13 protein-coding genes are annotated in these 18,713 nt (G+C 34.8%); 11 read left to right on the top strand and 2 right to left on the bottom strand.

The genetic code is table 11. The annotated features are described in order from the left end of the window. Positions 1 to 362 precede the first annotated feature (362 nt). Positions 363 to 1,664, top strand: coding sequence for an acetylxylan esterase (locus EM308_RS06300; protein ID WP_051877623.1), 1,302 nt, complete (start codon positions 363 to 365; stop codon positions 1,662 to 1,664). Between the two features lie 193 nt (positions 1,665 to 1,857). On the opposite strand, the gene EM308_RS06305 is transcribed toward EM308_RS06300, so the two are convergent. Beyond that, positions 1,858 to 2,682, bottom strand: a complete 825-nt coding sequence (locus tag EM308_RS06305) for a universal stress protein (protein ID WP_035633603.1) — start codon at positions 2,680 to 2,682, stop codon at positions 1,858 to 1,860. Positions 2,683 to 2,858: 176 nt separating this feature from the next. Between EM308_RS06305 and rimP the strand changes: the two genes are divergently transcribed. The 3 genes from rimP to infB all read left to right on the top strand — a co-directional run bounded on the left by rimP (position 2,859) and on the right by infB (position 7,601). Continuing rightward, positions 2,859 to 3,323: a ribosome assembly cofactor RimP gene (gene rimP / locus EM308_RS06310; RefSeq protein ID WP_035633644.1), complete on the top strand. Its 465-nt coding sequence runs from the start codon at positions 2,859 to 2,861 to the stop codon at positions 3,321 to 3,323. A gap of 13 nt (positions 3,324 to 3,336) precedes the next feature. Beyond that, on the top strand, positions 3,337 to 4,590 hold the full coding sequence (gene nusA, locus EM308_RS06315) for a transcription termination factor NusA (protein ID WP_035633606.1): 1,254 nt from the start codon (positions 3,337 to 3,339) through the stop codon (positions 4,588 to 4,590). A gap of 89 nt (positions 4,591 to 4,679) precedes the next feature. Further along, complete coding sequence (gene infB, locus EM308_RS06320; protein WP_035633608.1) at positions 4,680 to 7,601, top strand: translation initiation factor IF-2; 2,922 nt, start codon at positions 4,680 to 4,682, stop codon at positions 7,599 to 7,601. A gap of 868 nt (positions 7,602 to 8,469) precedes the next feature. Here the strand turns inward: infB and EM308_RS06325 are convergent. Then, on the bottom strand, positions 8,470 to 8,859 hold the full coding sequence (locus tag EM308_RS06325) for an SPOR domain-containing protein (RefSeq protein ID WP_035633610.1): 390 nt from the start codon (positions 8,857 to 8,859) through the stop codon (positions 8,470 to 8,472). 240 nt (positions 8,860 to 9,099) lie between these two features. On the opposite strand from EM308_RS06325, the gene EM308_RS06330 reads away from it, so the two are divergent. The 7 genes from EM308_RS06330 (at position 9,100) to EM308_RS06360 (ending at position 18,702) form a co-directional block, all read left to right on the top strand. Next, the gene (locus tag EM308_RS06330) at positions 9,100 to 10,437 is read left to right on the top strand and encodes a c-type cytochrome (protein ID WP_035633613.1); all 1,338 of its coding nucleotides are present in this window, start codon (positions 9,100 to 9,102) and stop codon (positions 10,435 to 10,437) included. A 104-nt stretch (positions 10,438 to 10,541) separates the two neighbouring features. Then, entirely contained in the window at positions 10,542 to 13,604 is a 3,063-nt protein-coding gene (locus EM308_RS06335; protein ID WP_035633616.1) for a TAT-variant-translocated molybdopterin oxidoreductase, read from the top strand. Between the two features lie 36 nt (positions 13,605 to 13,640). Next, on the top strand, positions 13,641 to 15,044 hold the full coding sequence (gene nrfD / locus EM308_RS06340; RefSeq protein ID WP_035633619.1) for an NrfD/PsrC family molybdoenzyme membrane anchor subunit: 1,404 nt from the start codon (positions 13,641 to 13,643) through the stop codon (positions 15,042 to 15,044). After that, complete coding sequence (locus EM308_RS06345) at positions 15,037 to 15,561, top strand: DUF3341 domain-containing protein (RefSeq protein WP_035633621.1); 525 nt, start codon at positions 15,037 to 15,039, stop codon at positions 15,559 to 15,561. Before nrfD ends, EM308_RS06345 begins: the two co-directional genes overlap by 8 nt. Positions 15,562 to 15,569: 8 nt before the next feature. Next, positions 15,570 to 16,118 carry a c-type cytochrome gene (locus EM308_RS06350; protein ID WP_035633624.1) on the top strand — a complete coding sequence of 183 codons (549 nt, stop codon included), beginning with the start codon at positions 15,570 to 15,572 and terminating at the stop codon, positions 16,116 to 16,118. A gap of 30 nt (positions 16,119 to 16,148) precedes the next feature. Then, positions 16,149 to 17,525 carry a hypothetical protein gene (locus tag EM308_RS06355; protein WP_035633627.1) on the top strand — a complete coding sequence of 459 codons (1,377 nt, stop codon included), beginning with the start codon at positions 16,149 to 16,151 and terminating at the stop codon, positions 17,523 to 17,525. Between the two features lie 19 nt (positions 17,526 to 17,544). Further along, on the top strand, positions 17,545 to 18,702 hold the full coding sequence (locus tag EM308_RS06360; protein WP_035633629.1) for a cytochrome c oxidase subunit II: 1,158 nt from the start codon (positions 17,545 to 17,547) through the stop codon (positions 18,700 to 18,702). The last annotated feature ends 11 nt before the right edge of the window (positions 18,703 to 18,713 follow it).

Genomic DNA, 18,713 nt, shown 5'->3' on the forward strand with positions numbered 1-18,713 from the left:
TTGAGAATCTCGTGTTTTTGATTTTGGAAAAAAATACTCAATGGTATTTTTGGGTAAACCAAAAATAGTAAAAAACCTTTGATCAGACAAATACTTGATTTACCACGTCTTTGGAAGATTGGATCTTGTGAGACAAAACACAAAAAAAATAATAACAGTTGCAATAATTACTATTGTAAAAAAAACAATTTGGTTAAGAAAGACGATATGATTGATTTTAATAAAAGAAATTAACTGCATAATATTTTTAATGCTAAATAGCAGTATGGAAGCCTGAGAACTTAAGAAATAAGTTTATATTTATAGCAGTATTGGTATAGTTAAAAATAAAATAACAAAAGGAATAAATAAACCTTGTCATTATGAAAAAAAAGATCTTTTTTTTGACCCTCATTATATGTGTATTGTCTTTAACAATTCATGGGCAAAATCAACCAGAAAAACTCATCAAAATTGTCGTTTCTCCTGATCATTCTGATTGGAATTATAAAATAGGGGAACCCGTTAAGTTTAATGTAGGTGTCTATCAGGATGGTGTTGTCTGCAAAGATGTAAAAATTGATTATGAAGTAGGTCCTGAGAATTTTGAAAAATCAAAAATAAAATCGCTGAACCTGGCTGACGGGAAACTACTGATTGATGGTGGGACAATGAGGGAACCTGGATTTTTAAGATGTATTGTGAGAACAGAAATAAACGGAGTTAAGTACAAAAATCTAGCTACTGTAGGTTTTGATCAGGTTAATATCAAGCCTTTTACAGAGTTGCCAGAGGATTTTATCCAATTTTGGGAAAATGCTAAAAGTGAACTTGCGGGTTTCCCTATAGATCCCAAGTTGGTTTTGATGCCAGAGAAGTGTACAGAAAAAGTAAATGTTTATCAGTTAAATATACAAGGTTATGGAAGGGGATCTAGAATTTATGGAATTCTTTGCATTCCGAAAAAAGAAGGTAAATATCCGGCTTTATTAAAAGTTCCAGGTGCAGGAATTCGGCCTTATAATGGAGTTGTTGAATTGGCAGAACAAGGTGTTATTACTTTAGAGATAGGTATTCATGGAATTCCGGTTACTATGAATCCAGAAATTTACTCCAATTTGAGTAATGGTGCCTTAAATAATTATCAAAATTTTAACCTTGACGATAAAAATCGATTTTACTATAAACGAGTTTATTTGAACTGTGTGAGAGCAAATGATTTTTTAGTATCACTACCACAATTTGATGGAGAAAATCTTGTCGTTACAGGGGGAAGTCAAGGCGGTGCACTAAGTATAGTAACAGCAGGATTAGATAAACGAGTTAAGTTTTTAGCAACCTTGTATCCTGCATTGTGTGATCTTACAGCCAGCTTAAAAGGAAGGGCTGGAGGATGGCCGCATTATTTTGAAAAATCAGATCTTAATTTTAATAACAAACCCGATAAAATCAAAACATGCAGTTATTATGATGTGGTAAATTTTGCCAAACAAGTCAAAATACCTACGTTTTTTTCATTGGGATATAATGATGAAGTGTGTCCCCCGAGTTCTATGTACGCAGCGTATAATTCTATAACTTCGCCAAAAGATATAGTTCCATTTCCCGAAACTGGACATTGGGAAAATGCAGAACAAAATGGAGTGCTCAATAAATGGCTGCTTAATAAAATAAAAGTAAATTGAGTCGTTTTGTGTTTTATAGGAAAAGCAACAAAAACATTTAAAGATTTAGTTATAAAAGGGAACAATTTAACAGGTTGATACAAGACATAGAAGTTTAGATAATTTCATAACTAATTTATTGTGTATCGCTATTTCAGGACTAGGCAATCCCTGCAAAAACAAAGCCCTTCGGATTCGAAAGGCTTTTTTATGCTTATATTTTGAATGTCAATACGGGTTTTGTGGCGTGATTGACTAAATCTTCGGAGATGCTGCCGGTAAAGAAGTGGCTAAGTCCAGTTCTTCCATGTGTGCACAATGCAATCAAATCGGCATTTTTTTCATCGGCATAGTTGAGGATTCCTTTTTCTATATTGCTTTCGTTGTGTATTTCAAATGTGTATTCCGGCATATCAAAATCTGAAACAAAATCTGAAACAATTTTACGTGCGGCAGTAGTGCTTTTGAAACTATTTGGTGTGCAAATCATCACTAATTTTAGTTTTGATTCGAATAATTTATTAAAATCAAGTACTTTTTGAAAAGGTTTTTTGATGTCTTTTGAAAAATCAGAGGCGAAAACAATGTTTTGGACGTTGAATTCGTTTACCTTGTTTTTGATGACTAAAACCGGGGTTTCTGATTGTCTTACTACTTTTTCGGTATTGGAACCAATGATGATTTCGTTTATTCCGGCAGAGCCATGAGATCCCATAATTATAAGATCCATATGGTTGTGTTTGATGTAGTTGTTAATCCCCTGATAAGCTCCGTCAAGTCGAACAACTTCTGTAATTTTGATGCCGTTTAAATAAGGACGATTTTTGATGCTTTTTAGTGTTTCTTCGGCTTTGCGTTTGAAAAGCATAACCTCTGGAATACTTGTCGCTCCTGTGATGGCATCATTCATTTGGCCTGGTAATTCAAGCATGTGAATTAAAATAATTTCAGAGCCGTTTTTTTTGGCAATTTGCGCACCAACTTCTATTGCTTCGTCAGCGTATTTAGAGAAGTCAGTTGGGATTAATATTTTTTTCATCTGTTTTGGGGTTAGATTTATTCAGTAAAACTGTATTAATTTGATATATTAAAGATATAATATTTTTTAATAGTAATCAATTTTTTTTTGATTTATAAAAAAAGACTATATTTGCACCGTTATTTATTGAAACTTAAATAATGAGGGGACTAAGTGTCCCCTCTTTTTATAAAAATATGACATTTAAAGAAAAAGTAAAGCAGGTAGTAGAAGAAGCTCTTCTTGAAAAGCCATCAATTTTTTTAATCGACTTGACGATTTCGGATAGTTTTAAGGTTGTAGTTGGTATTGATGGAGATAATGGTGTGGTATTGCAGGACTGTATTGATATAAGTCGTGCTGTCGAAAGTAATCTGGATAGAGAAGAACAGGATTATTCTTTGGAAGTTGCTTCGGTTGGAGTAGGTTCTCCTTTAAAACAGATTAGACAGTATAAGAAAAATATAGGTAGAACATTAATTGTTAAGACAAATACCCAAAATATTGAAGCAGAATTAGTTGAAGCTAATGATCTTTTTATAATTTTGTCTTGGAAAGCCAGAGAACCAAAGAAAATTGGTAAAGGAAAAGAGACGGTTCAGAAAGAACAGCAGATACTTTACTCAGATATTAAAGAAGCAATTGTTACAGTAACATTTTAATTAAAGAATTCGCATGGAAAATTTAGCATTAATCGATTCATTTTCAGAGTTTAAAGATGATAAACTTATTGATCGTGTAACGCTTATGGCAATTTTGGAAGATGTATTTAGAAATGCATTAAAGAAAAAATACGGTTCAGATGAAAATTTTGATATCATCATAAATCCTGATAAGGGAGATATGGAGATTTGGAGAAGAAGAGTAATCGTTGCTGACGAGGATTTGGATTTTGAAAATGAAGAAATTACATTAACTGAAGCTAGAAAAATTGAAGCCGATTTTGAAATTGGTGAAGAGGTTTCTGAAGAAGTTAAGCTGATAGATTTGGGTAGAAGAGCGATTTTGGCTTTAAGACAAAACTTAATTTCAAAAATACACGAACACGACAATACAAATCTTTATAAACAATTTAAGGATATTATAGGAGATATTTATACTGCCGAAGTGCACCACGTACGCCCAAGAGTTGTAATTTTGGTGGATGATGACGGTAATGAAATTGTTTTACCAAAAGAAAAACAAATTCCTTCTGATTTCTTCCGTAAAGGAGATAATGTTAGAGGTATAATTGAAAGTGTTGAGTTAAAAGGGAATAAACCTCAAATTATTATGTCTAGAACTTCAGATAAGTTCTTGGAAAAATTGTTTGAGCAAGAAATTCCAGAAGTTTTTGACGGTTTGATTATGGTTAAAAATGTAGTGAGAATTCCAGGTGAAAAAGCTAAGGTAGCTGTTGATTCTTATGATGACCGTATCGATCCTGTTGGAGCTTGTGTGGGTATGAAAGGATCTCGTATTCATGGAATTGTTCGTGAATTGGGGAACGAAAATATTGATGTAATCAATTATACAAACAATATTCAATTGTATATTACGAGAGCATTAAGTCCTGCCAAAGTTTCTTCTGTAAAAATCAATGAAGAAGCAAAAAGAGCCGAAGTGTTCTTGAAACTTGAGGAAGTTTCTAAAGCAATTGGTAGAGGAGGACACAATATTCGTTTGGCTGGTTTGTTGACAGGTTATGAGTTGGATGTTATTCGTGAGGGTGATGTCGCCGGAACAACTGCTGATGAGGATGATGTGGAATTGACCGAGTTCTCTGATGAGATAGAAGACTGGGTAATCGAAGAATTTGCAAAAATTGGTTTGGATACTGCTAAAAGTATTTTGAAACACGATGTAGAGGATTTGGTTAGAAGAACTGATCTGGAAGAGGAAACAATTCTGGATGTAATTAGAATATTAAATGAAGAGTTCGATAGTTAATATGCTATTGATTCCTCATGTAAAATAAATTTCTATTTTTATTATCAATATAAGTAGAGCAACGAAACAAGGTAAAATAAAAAGGTTTTATGTCTGAAGAGAGAATAATTAGAATAAACAAGGTTTTAAGGGAATTAAATATTTCGTTGGAAAGAGCTGTGGATTATCTAAAAGATAAAGGGATTGCTATTGAGTCAAACCCAAACACAAAAATTTCTGAGCAGGAATTTAATATCCTACAAAGTCAGTTTGCAGGCGACAAGGGGAATAAAGAAGCTTCCAAGGAAGTAGGTGAGGAAAAAAGGAAAGAAAAAGAAGCTCTGCGTATTGAGCGTGAAAAAGAAGTAGAAGACAAACGTAAATTAGAAGAAGGGCGTTTGAGACAGCAGGAGGTAATTAAAGCCAGAGCTGTTTTGTCGGGACCAGTACAAGTTGGTAAAATCGACTTAAATCCTAAAAAACCCACTCCTGCTCCAGATCCAGTTGTTGCTGAAAAAGTAATTGCTCCTAAAGATGTAACTCCAGAAGAAAAACCTGTTTTAAAAGAAGAAATTAAAAAGGAAATCGTTGAGAAGCCTGTTGTTAGTGAAGTAAAGGTTGAAAAAACGGAAAAAGAAATTCCTGTTTTTGATAAAAAAGAGAAGCCAGAGGTTAAAGAAATTAAAGTTGAAAAACCAGAGCCAGTAAAAGAGAAAAAACCAGAGGCACCTATTAGTGAAGCTCCCGTTGAAGAATCTATTACAACTCAATATCAAAAACTTTCTGGTGCGACTTTGACAGGTCAAGTAATTGATTTATCTCAATTCAATAAGCCAAAAAAGAAAAAAGAGGAGCAAAAAAACAATCCAAATAAGCCGGGAACTCCTGGTGCGCCAGGTGCTCCTGGAGCTAATAATGCTAATAAAAATAAGCGCAAAAGGATTGCTCCAAAACCGGGTGTTCCAAAACCACCTACTACTCCTGGAACTCCAGGGACGCCAAATCCAAACAAAATTGTTCCAAATGCTGGAGGCGGTGCTGGTTTTAATGCCAATAGAAATGATAGAAATCAAAGATCTGGATTTGTAAAAGGAAACAGACCTGCAATTGTTGCTAAAGTTGAGCCAACTGAGGAAGAGGTTAAAAACCAAATCCGAGAAACCTTGGAAAAACTTCAAGGTAAAGGTGGTAAATCTAAAGCTGCAAAATATAGAAGAGATAAAAGAGATACGCACCGTCAAAAATCTGATGACGAACAAAGGGCATTAGAAGAAGGTAGTAAAACACTTAAAGTTACTGAGTTTGTAACTGTAGGTGAAATTGCTATCATGATGGATGTGCCAATTACAAAAGTGATTGGAACTTGTATGTCACTTGGTATCATGGTTACGATGAACCAGCGTTTAGATGCAGAAACACTGACTATTGTGGCAGATGAATTTGGATTTGATGTTGAGTTTATCACTGTTGATATTGAAGAAGCTATTCAAGTAGTTGAAGATAAAGAAGAAGATTTAGTATTTAGAGCTCCGATTGTTACTGTAATGGGGCACGTTGACCACGGTAAAACATCTTTGCTGGATTATATCCGTAAGGAAAATGTTATTGCAGGTGAATCTGGAGGGATTACTCAGCACATTGGTGCTTATGGAGTGACTTTGGATAACGGTCAAAAAATTGCATTTTTGGATACACCAGGTCACGAAGCGTTTACCGCGATGCGTGCACGTGGTGCTCAGGTTACTGATATTGCTATTATTGTGGTAGCTGCTGATGATGACATCATGCCGCAAACAAAAGAGGCAATTTCACACGCTCAAGCAGCTGGAGTTCCTATCATTTTTGCTATTAATAAAATTGATAAGCCAAATGCTAATGTTGAGAAAATTAAAGAACGCTTAGCAGGTATGAACTTACTTGTTGAGGATTGGGGGGGTAAAATTCAATCACACGATATTTCTGCAAAAGTTGGTACTGGTGTAAAAGAATTGTTAGAAAAGGTATTGTTGGAAGCTGAAATTCTTGACTTAAAAGCTAATCCTAATAAAGTAGCTCAAGGAACTGTTGTTGAGGCCTTCTTAGATAAAGGTAAAGGATACGTTTCAACAATATTAGTTCAGCATGGTACTTTGAGAATTGGAGATTATATGTTGGCTGGTAAGCATCACGGAAAAATTAAAGCGATGCATGATGAAAGAGGGAATTCTGTAAAAGAAGCAGGTCCTTCAACTCCGGTATCAGTTCTTGGTTTGGATGGTGCGGCTACAGCGGGTGACAAATTCAATGTTTTTGAAGATGAAAAAGAAGCAAAACAAATTGCTGCAAAACGTTCTCAGTTGATGCGTGAACAATCTGTTCGTACGCAACGTCACATTACATTAGATGAAATTGGTCGTCGAATTGCTTTGGGTCAATTTAAAGAATTGAATATTATCCTTAAAGGAGATGTTGATGGATCTGTTGAAGCGTTATCAGATTCGTTCTCAAAATTATCTACTGAAGAAATTCAAATCAATATTATTCATAAAGGTGTTGGAGCTATTAATGAAACTGATGTTATGTTGGCTTCTGCTTCCGATGCTATTATTATCGGATTTAACGTTCGTACTGCGGGTAACGCAAGACAATTGGCTGATAAAGAAGAAATCGATATCCGTTACTATTCTATCATTTATGCAGCTATCGATGACTTGAAAGATGCGATGGAAGGTATGTTGGCTCCTGAAATGAAAGAAGAGGTACTCGGTACTGCCGAAATCAGAGAGTTATTTAAGATATCAAAAGTGGGTACAATCGCCGGTTGTATGGTTGTTGATGGTAAAATCCTTAGAAATGCAAAAATCAGAATTATCCGTGATGGTGTTGTGATTCACGAAGGGGAATTAGTTGCCTTGAAACGTTTCAAAGATGATGTTAAAGAAGTTTCTAAAGGTTACGATTGCGGTATTCAGGTAAAAGGATATAACGACATCGAGGAAAGAGATGTAATTGAGGCTTACCATGAAGTAGCAATCAAAAAGAAATTGAAATAATAAAAATCAATCATTTATAGATAAAAATCCCAATTCGTTGGGATTTTTTGTTTTGAATATGTTTGTATTTTAGATTTTCATAATTCATGTTGGAATTTTTTCCTGCGAATTTTCAGGTCATCGCGAATTTATTTTGTTTTTTGAGTATGAAAATCTGTGTGATCTGCCTGAAAAACTTAGTAATCGTAATGCGTATTTTAGATTGTAAAAAGTTTTTTTAATAGGCTTTTCAAAATATAGCTCATATAAGGGGGAAGACACGAAATCGGTTACAAGCTTTGCGGCTTTGCGATAGCCTTTTTTTTCAAAAAAAGCAAAATGAAATGCTTGAAGTCTAGCTGATACCAAATTGCCTGTAATGTCCTTTTATTTTATTCCGTAGGGATCTCCGCAACTGGCTCCACAATATCAAAACCTTCAATGTTTAGGAAATGAAAGTGGTGATTTCTGCAGATGATAAGTTAGGGGATTATTGGAATGTTGAAAAATGGCATAGGCGGAAAAAAGCAAAAACTTAACTCAATGGGTTGATTACCTAAGTGTGAGATCAGTTTCTAATGCATAATTCAGAATAAATCCTTTTTTTCATAAAATACATTCTGAATTAATTTTAAAAAAAAATCCGAATTGCTTAAAAAAAGTCAAATCGGATTTTTTTTTGAATTAGTTTTGAAAAGATAGTAATTCTGAAAAAAATAATTCTAATGTTCAATTTTTTGATTCAGTTCTTGTTTTTTTGTCTAAAACACAGATGTAGAGTTTTTTGTGAAAATTGTTTTCGTTGTTTTAGGATTGGTTTAAGAATTTGAGTTGAAAAATCCTTAAAAATAAATGCAAAAATTAACGATCTAGATTTGTTAATAAAACCTTATTTACTTGGTTTTATTAAAAATACATTTTTGTAATATTTTTGTATTTCTGCGAGGTTGCGTTCTGCCTCCATTCGGGTTCTGAAATTGCCAACCCAAACTTTGTAGTTCGGAGTGTTGAAAACAATTGTACCATCAATATTTTTAAATTCCAGACGAAATTCATTTAATGCTTTTTTTGCACCTTCGCCTGCTCCGTTAAAAATTTGGATTTTATATCGGTCCGAATAAGATAAATTAGGGTTGGATTTCCTTTTGTCGTTCAATAATTGTTCGAATTTGGGGTCCTGACTTACTTCTGTATTTGTGTTTTGTGCTGAAATTCTGCTAGTTATTGTTAAGAGAATCGCAGCGGTAAATAAAGTTTTAGATATCTTTAAAAATCTCATAATCTGATTGTTTATACTACAAAAATAATATTTTAACGTATAACGTTGTAGTTTTATTATTTAGACTCGATATAAATTATAATTAAGATTATTTTAAGGTTTTGAGAATAGTTCTGAAGTCGTATTTTTGTGCCAGTTTTTAAATAAGGAGGGTTATGTCTTTTTAATAAGGAGAATAAGGTCTTCTGGTTTATTTGAGTTATAAACGAACAATTTTTAGTAGATAATCAATATATTAATATGAAAAAGGTGGGTAACCATAATTCGAATTCAAGGAAATTATTTTTAAGCTTAGCATTAATGTTGAGTATTTCCGTAGCTTCACTTGCGCAAGGTGCTGCTCCAGCTGCCCCGGCTGCAGATGCTGCTGCTCCAGCTGCCAGTTCTGGAGGCGATGCGGCAAAAGGGAAAGAGCTTTTTAATGCCAATTGTGCTGCATGTCACAAGTTAGATGCAAAATCTACAGGTCCAGCTCTTAGAGATGTTATTTCAAGACATGATATTGCCTGGATTTACAAGTGGGTTCACAATAGTTCGGATTTAATTAAATCTGGTGATGCTGCTGCTGTTAAGGTTTTTGAGGAAAACAATAAGATTCCAATGACTCCATTTCCTCAGTTGTCTGAAGGGGATATAGATAATATTATTGCTTATACTTCTGAGCCAAAGGCTGAAGCTCCTGCTGCAGCTGCTGCTGGTGCTCCTGGTGCTTCAAAAGATGCTTCTCAAGAAGGTGGTATTTCTAACAATGTTATATTGGGAGCTTTGTCGTTGGTAATGGCAATACTAATAGTGATGTTGGTTTTGGTGAACAATGTTTTGAGAAAAGTTGCTGCTGCAAACGGTATCGAAGTGGTTAAAAAAGAGCCTACTTTGCCTATTTGGAAAGCTTTTGTTAGAAATCAATTTTTGGTTTTAGTTTCTGCTATTTTCTTATTGCTTGCGGGTGCTTATCTAGTATATGGGTATTTAATGCAAGTTGGTGTTGATCAAAATTATGAGCCAATTCAGCCAATTCATTATTCTCATAGAATTCACGCTGGTGATAATGAGATTAATTGTAAATATTGTCACTCTGCTTCCAGAGTAAGTAAAACTGCAGGGATTCCTTCTTTGAATGTTTGTATGAACTGTCATAAAAGTATTAGTGAAGTTGCTGAATCTACTGCAACTCCAGAATACAGTAAAGCTTTTTATGATGCCCAAATCCAAAAATTATATAAAGCTGTGGGTTGGGATGCTACTTCTCAATCGTACACTGGTAAAACTGAACCAGTGAAATGGGTTCGTATTCATAATTTGCCTGATTTTGTTTATTTTAATCACTCACAACACGTTACTGCTGCAGGTATTGAGTGTCAAACATGTCACGGACCTGTTCAGGAATTTGAAATCATGAAACAATTCTCCCCGTTAACCATGGGATGGTGTATCAACTGTCACAGAAAAACTGATGTAAAAATGGAAGGCAATGAGTATTACAAAAAAATACACGAAGAACTTTCTAAAAAATATGGTGTAGATAAATTGACCGCTGCTCAAATGGGTGGATTAGAATGTGGTAAATGTCACTACTAAAAAAGGTTTGAAGTTTTAGGTTTTAAGTTGATATAGCTTGAATCCTGAAGCAAAGAAAACTTGAAGATAAAAAGAAATTATTAAGATTAATATTTATATATAATATGTCATCAAACAAAAAATACTGGAAAAGTGTTGAAGAACTAGACGGAAATAGTTCTATTGTTGAGGCGCTTAGAAATAACGAATTTGTTGAAGAGATTCCTACTGATGAATTTTTAGGAAATGAAGCAGCTTTGTCTTCTTCTTCAACTACACGTCGTGACTTTTTAAAGTACGTTGGTTTTAGTACAGCGGCGGCTTCACTAGCTGCTTGCGAAGGTCCTGTGCATTTTTCAATTCCTTATGTACAGCAGCCGGAACAAATTATTCCTGGGGTAGCAGACTATTATGCGACTTCGGTTTTTGATGGATTTGATTTTGCGAACCTTTTGGTAAAAACTCGTGAAGGACGTCCAATTAAAATAGATAACAACACTATCGCTGGCGCTAAGTTTGCGGCTAATGCTAGAGTTCATGGTTCGATATTGTCATTATATGACAGTATGCGTTTGAAAGAGCCTAAAATCGATGCAAAAAACGCTTCTTGGTCTGCTGTTGATTCAAAAATAAAATCTAGTATTGTTGATGCTAAAGCAAAAGGGGGACAAGTAGTGTTATTGACAAACACATTGGCAAGTCCATCAACCGAAAAGTTGATTGCTGACTTTATTGCTAAAAATCCTAATGCAAAACATGTAATATATGATGCTGTTTCTTCTTCCGAAGCATTAGATGCTTTTGAAGCGGTTTACGGTGAAAGAGCTTTGGTGGATTATGATTTTTCTAAAGCTTCTACAATTGTTTCAGTTGGTGCTGATTTTCTTGGAGATTGGCAAGGTGGAGGATATGATTCTAGTTATGCTAAAGGAAGAATTCCATCTGGAGCTGTTGGGAAGAAAACGATTTCAAAACACATTCAGTTAGAGTCTAATATGACTTTATCTGGTGCTGCAGCTGATAAGCGTATTGCAATGTCTACTGCCAATCAAAAACAGGCATTAGTTCAAATTTATAATGTTATTACAGGTTCGTCTATTGCTACTTCATTAGATGCCGCTTTCAAAGCTGATGTTACTAAAGCAGCTCAACAATTGAAAGCTGGTGGTTCTAAGTCGGTTTTGGTATCTGGTATTCAGGATAAAAATGCTCAATTATTAGTTCTTGCTATTAACCAAGTTTTGTCAAGTGAAGCATTTGTAACTTCAGGAACAAGACAAATCCGTAAAGGGTCTAATGAAAAAGTAGCTCAATTAATTAAAGATATGAATGCTGGTACTGTTCATACTTTGATTATGAGTGGTGTTAACCCAGTTTATACTTTGGCAGACAGCAAATTGTTTGTTGAAGGATTGAAAAAAGTTAAAGCTTCAGTTTCGTTATCATTAAGAGAAGATGAAACTGCTTCATTGTCTACAATCGCTGCTCCTGTTCCTCATTATTTGGAAGCTTGGGGAGATTTAACTTTGACAAAAGGAACTTACAATATTACCCAGCCAACTATCCGTCCATTATTTAATACTAAACAATTTCAAGATATTTTATTGTCTTTAAATGGAATTCCTGGAACGTATTATGATTATTTGAAAGCGTTTTCGCCTTCAATAATTGCTGGTACAACTTGGAATAAAGTATTACATGATGGTGTTTATGTAGGTGTTATACCAACAGCTGCTGCCGGTACTGCTGATTATAACACTGCAGCAAGTACATTGGCTCAAGCAAAACCGGTTGCTACTGAGTTAGTATTGTATACAAAAACAGGTATGGGAGATGGTCAACAAGCTAATAACCCATGGTTGCAAGAGTTTCCAGATCCATTGACAAGAGTTTCTTGGGATAATTATGTTACTGTTTCAAATGCTGATGCTAAGAAATTAGGATTATCAAATGAAATTGTTGCAAACGGTGGATTAAACGGTAGTTATGCTACTTTGACCGTAAACGGTGTGAAACTTGAAAATGTTCCTGTAATCGTTCAACCAGGTCAGGCTGTCGGAACTATCGGAATGGCTTTGGGATATGGTCGTAAAGCTGCTTTAAAAGAAGAAATGCAAGTGGGTATTAATGCTTATGCTTTATACGCAGGGTTCAATAATGTGCAGTCTGTTACGATCGAAAAAGCAAATGGTGTTCATGAATTTGCTTGTGTTCAAGGACAGAAAACATTGATGGGTAGAGGAGATATTATTAAAGAAACTACCTTAGAAATTTTTAATACAAAAGATGCTGAGATTTGGAATGAAAAACCAGAAGTATCTTTGGATCATAAAGAAGTTAAAACTACAGAAGTAGATTTGTGGGGTTCTTTTGATCGTTCGACAGGACATCACTTTAACCTTTCTATCGATTTGAATGCTTGTACAGGATGTGGTGCTTGTGTAATTGCTTGTCACGCTGAAAATAACGTTCCTGTAGTTGGAAAATCTGAAGTAAGAAGAAGTAGAGATATGCACTGGTTGCGTATTGACAGATACTATTCTTCTGAAAGTACATTTGAAGGAGATAACGAAAGAAAAGAGCATATCGCCGGATTAGGCAGCTCGTTATCTACATTTAATGAAATGGAAAAAGCGGGTGACAATCCACAAGTTGCTTTCCAACCAGTAATGTGTCAACACTGTAATCACGCACCATGTGAGACTGTTTGTCCAGTTGCTGCTACTTCACACGGTCGTCAAGGCCAAAACCAAATGGCATATAACAGATGTGTTGGTACTCGTTACTGTGCTAACAACTGTCCTTATAAAGTACGTCGTTTCAACTGGTTCTTATACAACAAAAACAGTGAATTTGATTATCATATGAATGATGATTTAGGACGTATGGTTTTAAATCCTGATGTAAATGTTCGTTCTCGTGGGGTTATGGAAAAATGTTCTATGTGTATTCAAATGACACAAGCAACTATTTTGAAAGCTAAAAACGAAGGAAGAGCAATTAAAGATGGTGAATTCCAAACTGCTTGTTCAAATGCTTGTTCTACTGGAGCAATGATATTTGGAGATGTAAATGATAAAGAGTCTGTTGTTGCTAAATTAGCAGAAGATGACAGAAGTTATCACTTATTGGAGCATGTTGGTACAAGACCAAATGTTGTATACCACGTTAAAGTTAGAAATACCTAGTACAAAAATTATTAATTAAGAATCAAATAAAGGATTATGTCGTCTCACTACGAAGCAGCCATTAGAAAACCCTTAGTTATAGGTGATAAATCTTATCACGATATAACTGTTGATGTAGCCGCACCTATTGAAGGTAAGGCCAATAAACAATGGTGGATTGTATTTACAATTGCATTAACAGCTTTCCTTTGGGGATTAGGCTGTATTATATACACAGTGTCTACAGGTATTGGTACTTGGGGATTAAATAAAACAGTTGGTTGGGCTTGGGATATCACTAACTTCGTTTGGTGGGTTGGTATCGGTCACGCTGGTACACTTATCTCTGCTGTACTTTTGTTATTCCGTCAACGATGGAGAATGGCGATTAACCGTTCTGCAGAGGCTATGACCATTTTCTCTGTAATTCAAGCAGGGTTGTTCCCAATTATACACATGGGACGTCCTTGGTTAGCTTATTGGGTGTTACCAATTCCTAACCAGTTTGGATCACTTTGGGTGAACTTTAACTCTCCATTGCTTTGGGACGTATTCGCAATCTCAACTTATCTTTCTGTTTCATTGGTTTTCTGGTGGACTGGTTTATTGCCTGATTTTGCAATGTTGCGTGATAGAGCTATCACACCTTTTAACAAAAGAGTTTATTCTATCTTAAGTTTTGGATGGAGTGGTAGAGCTAAAGATTGGCAACGTTTTGAAGAAGTTTCTCTAGTTCTTGCTGGTTTAGCTACTCCTCTTGTACTTTCGGTACACACAATTGTATCCATGGACTTTGCTACTTCGGTAATTCCAGGATGGCATACAACAATTTTCCCTCCATATTTTGTTGCTGGGGCGGTATTCTCAGGATTTGCAATGGTAAACACCTTGCTTATCATTATGAGAAAAGTTTCTAATCTTGAAGCGTATATCACTATACAACATATAGAATTGATGAACATCATTATCATGATTACGGGTTCTATCGTTGGGGTGGCTTATATTACTGAATTATTTATTGCTTGGTATTCTGGTGTTGAATATGAGCAATATGCTTTCTTGAACAGAGCAACAGGACCATACTGGTGGGCTTACTGGGCGATGATGACCTGTAACGTGTTCTCTCCGCAATTTATGTGGTTCAAAAAATTAAGAACTAGTATTATGTTTTCTTTTATAATTTCAATTGTTGTAAACATTGGAATGTGGTTCGAAAGGTTTGTAATTATCGTGACTTCTTTGCACAGAGATTACTTGCCATCATCATGGACTATGTTCTCTCCAACATTTGTTGATATTGGAATTTTTATCGGAACAATAGGTTTCTTCTTTGTGTTATTCTTATTGTATGCGAGAACATTCCCGGTTATTGCTCAAGCAGAGGTTAAGACAATTTTGAAAGCTACAGGAGAAAATTATATTAAAGAAAGAGAAGCTAATAAACATTCACATCATGAGTAATAAAGTTATATACGCCATTTATAATGACGATGATATTTTGATGGACGCTGTAAAAAAGACACGTGCAGCTCATCACCATATTGAAGAAGTATTTACGCCTTTCCCAGTTCACGGATTGGATAAAGCAATGGGACTTGCACCTACACGTTTAGCGATATGTTCTTTTATCTATGGTTTGTGTGGTTTGTCTTTTGCTACTTGGATGATGAATTATATTATGATCCAAGATTGGCCTCAAGATATTGGAGGTAAGCCAAGTTTTAGTTATATCGATAATATGCCTTCTTTTGTGCCTATTATGTTTGAAGAAACAGTGTTTTTTGCTGCTCACTTAATGGTAATTACCTTTTATATGAGAAGTAGAATGTGGCCTTTTAAAGAAGCTGAAAATCCTGATGTAAGAACTACTGATGATCACTTTTTGATGGAAGTAGCTATTAACAATAATGAAGAAGAATTGGTTTCTTTCTTTGAAGGTACTGGAGCAGTAGAAGTTAAAGTAATTGAAAAGCATTAATAGTAGATATGAAAAGTTTATATAAAATAACACTTGTATTGGGATTAATGGTAATGGTTTCATCATGTTTTCATAATGACAAACCAAATTATCAGTATATGCCAAATATGTATGAAGGGGTAAGTGGAGAAACTTATGCTCCGGCTTCAGTTAGTGTATTCAAAAATGGTAAAGAAGGTCAACTTCCTGCTGTTGGTTCAATCAACAGGGGTTTTGAACCATTCGAATATGAAAATACTCCTGCGGATTATGCATTGGCGAAAGCCAATTTAAAATCTCCTTTGGATTCTTTGGATAGAAATTCTGGTAAAGGAAAAGAGCTTTTTGAAATTTACTGTATTAGCTGTCACGGTGTTGCAGGAGACGGAAAAGGAAAATTAGTAGAAAGAGAAAAATTTCTGGGTGTTCCTAATTACAAAGACAGAGACATTACTGAAGGAAGTATTTTCTTCGTTGAAACTTATGGTTTGAATGCTATGGGTTCACATGCTAATCAAATGAGTGCTCACGAACGTTGGTTAGTTGCTGACTATGTTCTTAAACTAAAAGCACAATAATAATTGTTGAACTAACTGATCGTAATAGATATGTATACATTTTCAAGTAAATTAAAAACTTTTTCTTTTGTCTTAATGGCTGTTGGTCTTTTAGGAATAGGATATGGTTTTTTGACTGCACCAAAAAATATTCAAGAAGTAGAAGCTCTTCTTGCTGCTGAATCTCACGGTGGTCATGGTGAAGGAAATCATGAAGCAGCTTCTGTTGCACATGGTTCTGAAACTACTCACGAGGCTGTTTCTGCTGATCATGCAAAAGCTGATGCTGGTAAACATGAAGCAAAAGCTGAGTCTGAACATAAAGAGCATTTAGAACATGTTTTTCACCAATTGAGTAATAAGCCTTGGGCAGCATTATATGTGGCTTGTATTTTCTTTATGTTGATTTCATTAGGAACTTTAGCTTTTTATGCCATTCAACAAGTGGCACAGGCTGGTTGGTCTCCAGTGTTGTTTAGAGTTATGCAAGGGATTACTGCTTACTTGCCAGTAGGTTCGGTGATATTCTTTATTATATTAGTGCTTTGCGGACTACACTTTAATCATTTATTTATTTGGTTAGATCCTGAAGTTGTAAAACACGACGAACTTATTCAAACGAAATCAGGTTTTTTAAACTTTCCTTTCTGGATTGTTAGAGCTGCTATATTTTTGGCCGGTTGGAATGCATACCGTTATTTTTCAAGAAAAAATTGTTTGGCTCAAGATGAATCAAATGACAATAGTTTCTATAAAAAGAACTTTAATTACTCAGCAGGATTTTTAGTATTCTTTATCGTTACTGAATCTATTATGTCTTGGGACTGGATTATGTCTATAGATCCTCACTGGTTTAGTACTTTGTTTGGATGGTATGTGTTTGCTAGTTTCTTTGTAAGCGGTATTACAATGATTTGTATGGTTACTGTTTATTTGAAATCAAGAGGATATCTTGAAAATGTAAATTCAAGCCATATTCATGATTTAGCTAAATTCATGTTCGGGATTAGTATCTTTTGGACGTATTTGTGGTTCTCTCAATTTATGTTGATTTGGTATGCAGATATTCCTGAGGAGATTACTTACTTCATCACTAGAATTCAGGAATTTAGAGTACCATTCTTTGGAGCTGTAGTTATGAACTTCTTGTTTCCTGTTTTAATTTTGATTAATACAGATTTCAAAAGAATCACATGGATTTTGGTAATGGCTGGAATTGTGATATTGTTAGGTCATTATGTAGACTTCTTTAACATGATTATGCCTGGTACTGTTGGTAACAGCTGGTTTATTGGTGTTCCAGAAATTGCATCGGTTTTATTCTTTCTTGGATTATTTATTTTTGTTGTATTCTCAGCATTATCTAAAGTTCCTTTGGTAGCAAAGAGAAATCCTTTCATTGAAGAAAGTAAACATTTTCATTATTAATATTTAAAGAGATAAACAGATGACAAGTTTGTTGGTAATTATAGTTTTAGTTTTATTAGCGGTTGCTGTGTGGCAATTGACGAAAATATTCGATTTAACGCAAGTTGCTTCGACTTCGGACAATTCCCAAGTTGCAAATGATGATGATAACAATGTACAAGGATATTTGATGTTTGGTTTCTTGGCCTTCATTTATATCTTCACAATATATGGTGTGTACACTTGGGGACCATTGGTTCTTCATACTCCTGCTTCGGAGCACGGAGCATTGATTGATAATTTAATGAACATTACTTGGGTATTGATTTTTACAGTACAGGCAATCACCCAAGTACTGTTGCACTATTTCGCATTTAAATACAGAGGGAATAAAGATAAAAGAGCCTTATATTTTGCTGACAATAATAAATTGGAAGCAATCTGGAGTGCTATTCCAGCTGTGGTTTTAGCAGGTTTGATTCTTTACGGTCTTTATGCATGGACAAATATTATGTTTATCGATGAAGATGAAGATACTGTTGTAATCGAGTTATATGCACAACAATTCAAATGGACAGCAAGATATGCTGGTGCAGATAATGTTTTAGGTAAAGCGAATGTTAGATTAATTGAAGGAGTTAATACTCTTGGGGTTGATTTGTCTGACCCTTATGCACAAGATGATATTGTAGTTACAGAATTACATATTCCTAAAGGAAAAAAGATTCATTTCAAAATGAGATCGCAGGATGTATTGCACTCTGCTTACTTCCCTTACTTCAGAGCTCAAATGAACTGCGTGCCAGGTATGGTAACAGAATTTGCTTTTACTCCAATTTATACAACAGCTGAATATCAAGCAATGCCTTATATTATTGAGAAAGTTGCTAATATTAATGCTATCAGAGCTAAGAAAAGTGCTGAGTTGGTTGCTAAAGGGGAACCCGCTTTAGATCCTTACACTTTTGAATATTTGTTATTATGTAATAAAATTTGTGGAGCGTCTCACTACAATATGCAAATGAAAGTTGTTGTTGATACTCCAGAGGATTATAAAAAATGGTTGAGCGAAAAAGCAACTTTGGTTAGCGAAGTAAAAGCTTCAAAAGCTGAACCAGCTGCTACAGATGCAACTCCTGGTAAAGATTCAACTCTTTCCAAAGATACAGCAGCTGTTGCAAAAATAGCTATGAAATAATTATTAAGAAA

Origin of the sequence: Flavobacterium gilvum, assembly GCF_001761465.1 — a bacterium.
In the GTDB taxonomy this organism is placed as follows: domain Bacteria; phylum Bacteroidota; class Bacteroidia; order Flavobacteriales; family Flavobacteriaceae; genus Flavobacterium; species Flavobacterium gilvum.

What these genes read in the sequence shown, in the direction of transcription:
- EM308_RS06355 (WP_035633627.1), top strand. Translation starts at nt 16,149, where the DNA reads ATGTATACATTTTCAAGTAAATTAAAAACTTTTTCTTTTGTCTTAATG.
- infB (WP_035633608.1), top strand. Translation starts at nt 4,680, where the DNA reads ATGTCTGAAGAGAGAATAATTAGAATAAACAAGGTTTTAAGGGAATTA.
- EM308_RS06305 (WP_035633603.1), bottom strand. Translation starts at nt 2,682, where the DNA reads ATGAAAAAAATATTAATCCCAACTGACTTCTCTAAATACGCTGACGAA.
- EM308_RS06325 (WP_035633610.1), bottom strand. Translation starts at nt 8,859, where the DNA reads ATGAGATTTTTAAAGATATCTAAAACTTTATTTACCGCTGCGATTCTC.
- EM308_RS06335 (WP_035633616.1), top strand. Translation starts at nt 10,542, where the DNA reads ATGTCATCAAACAAAAAATACTGGAAAAGTGTTGAAGAACTAGACGGA.
- EM308_RS06300 (WP_051877623.1), top strand. Translation starts at nt 363, where the DNA reads ATGAAAAAAAAGATCTTTTTTTTGACCCTCATTATATGTGTATTGTCT.
- nusA (WP_035633606.1), top strand. Translation starts at nt 3,337, where the DNA reads ATGGAAAATTTAGCATTAATCGATTCATTTTCAGAGTTTAAAGATGAT.
- rimP (WP_035633644.1), top strand. Translation starts at nt 2,859, where the DNA reads ATGACATTTAAAGAAAAAGTAAAGCAGGTAGTAGAAGAAGCTCTTCTT.
- nrfD (WP_035633619.1), top strand. Translation starts at nt 13,641, where the DNA reads ATGTCGTCTCACTACGAAGCAGCCATTAGAAAACCCTTAGTTATAGGT.
- EM308_RS06360 (WP_035633629.1), top strand. Translation starts at nt 17,545, where the DNA reads ATGACAAGTTTGTTGGTAATTATAGTTTTAGTTTTATTAGCGGTTGCT.
- EM308_RS06345 (WP_035633621.1), top strand. Translation starts at nt 15,037, where the DNA reads ATGAGTAATAAAGTTATATACGCCATTTATAATGACGATGATATTTTG.
- EM308_RS06330 (WP_035633613.1), top strand. Translation starts at nt 9,100, where the DNA reads ATGAAAAAGGTGGGTAACCATAATTCGAATTCAAGGAAATTATTTTTA.
- EM308_RS06350 (WP_035633624.1), top strand. Translation starts at nt 15,570, where the DNA reads ATGAAAAGTTTATATAAAATAACACTTGTATTGGGATTAATGGTAATG.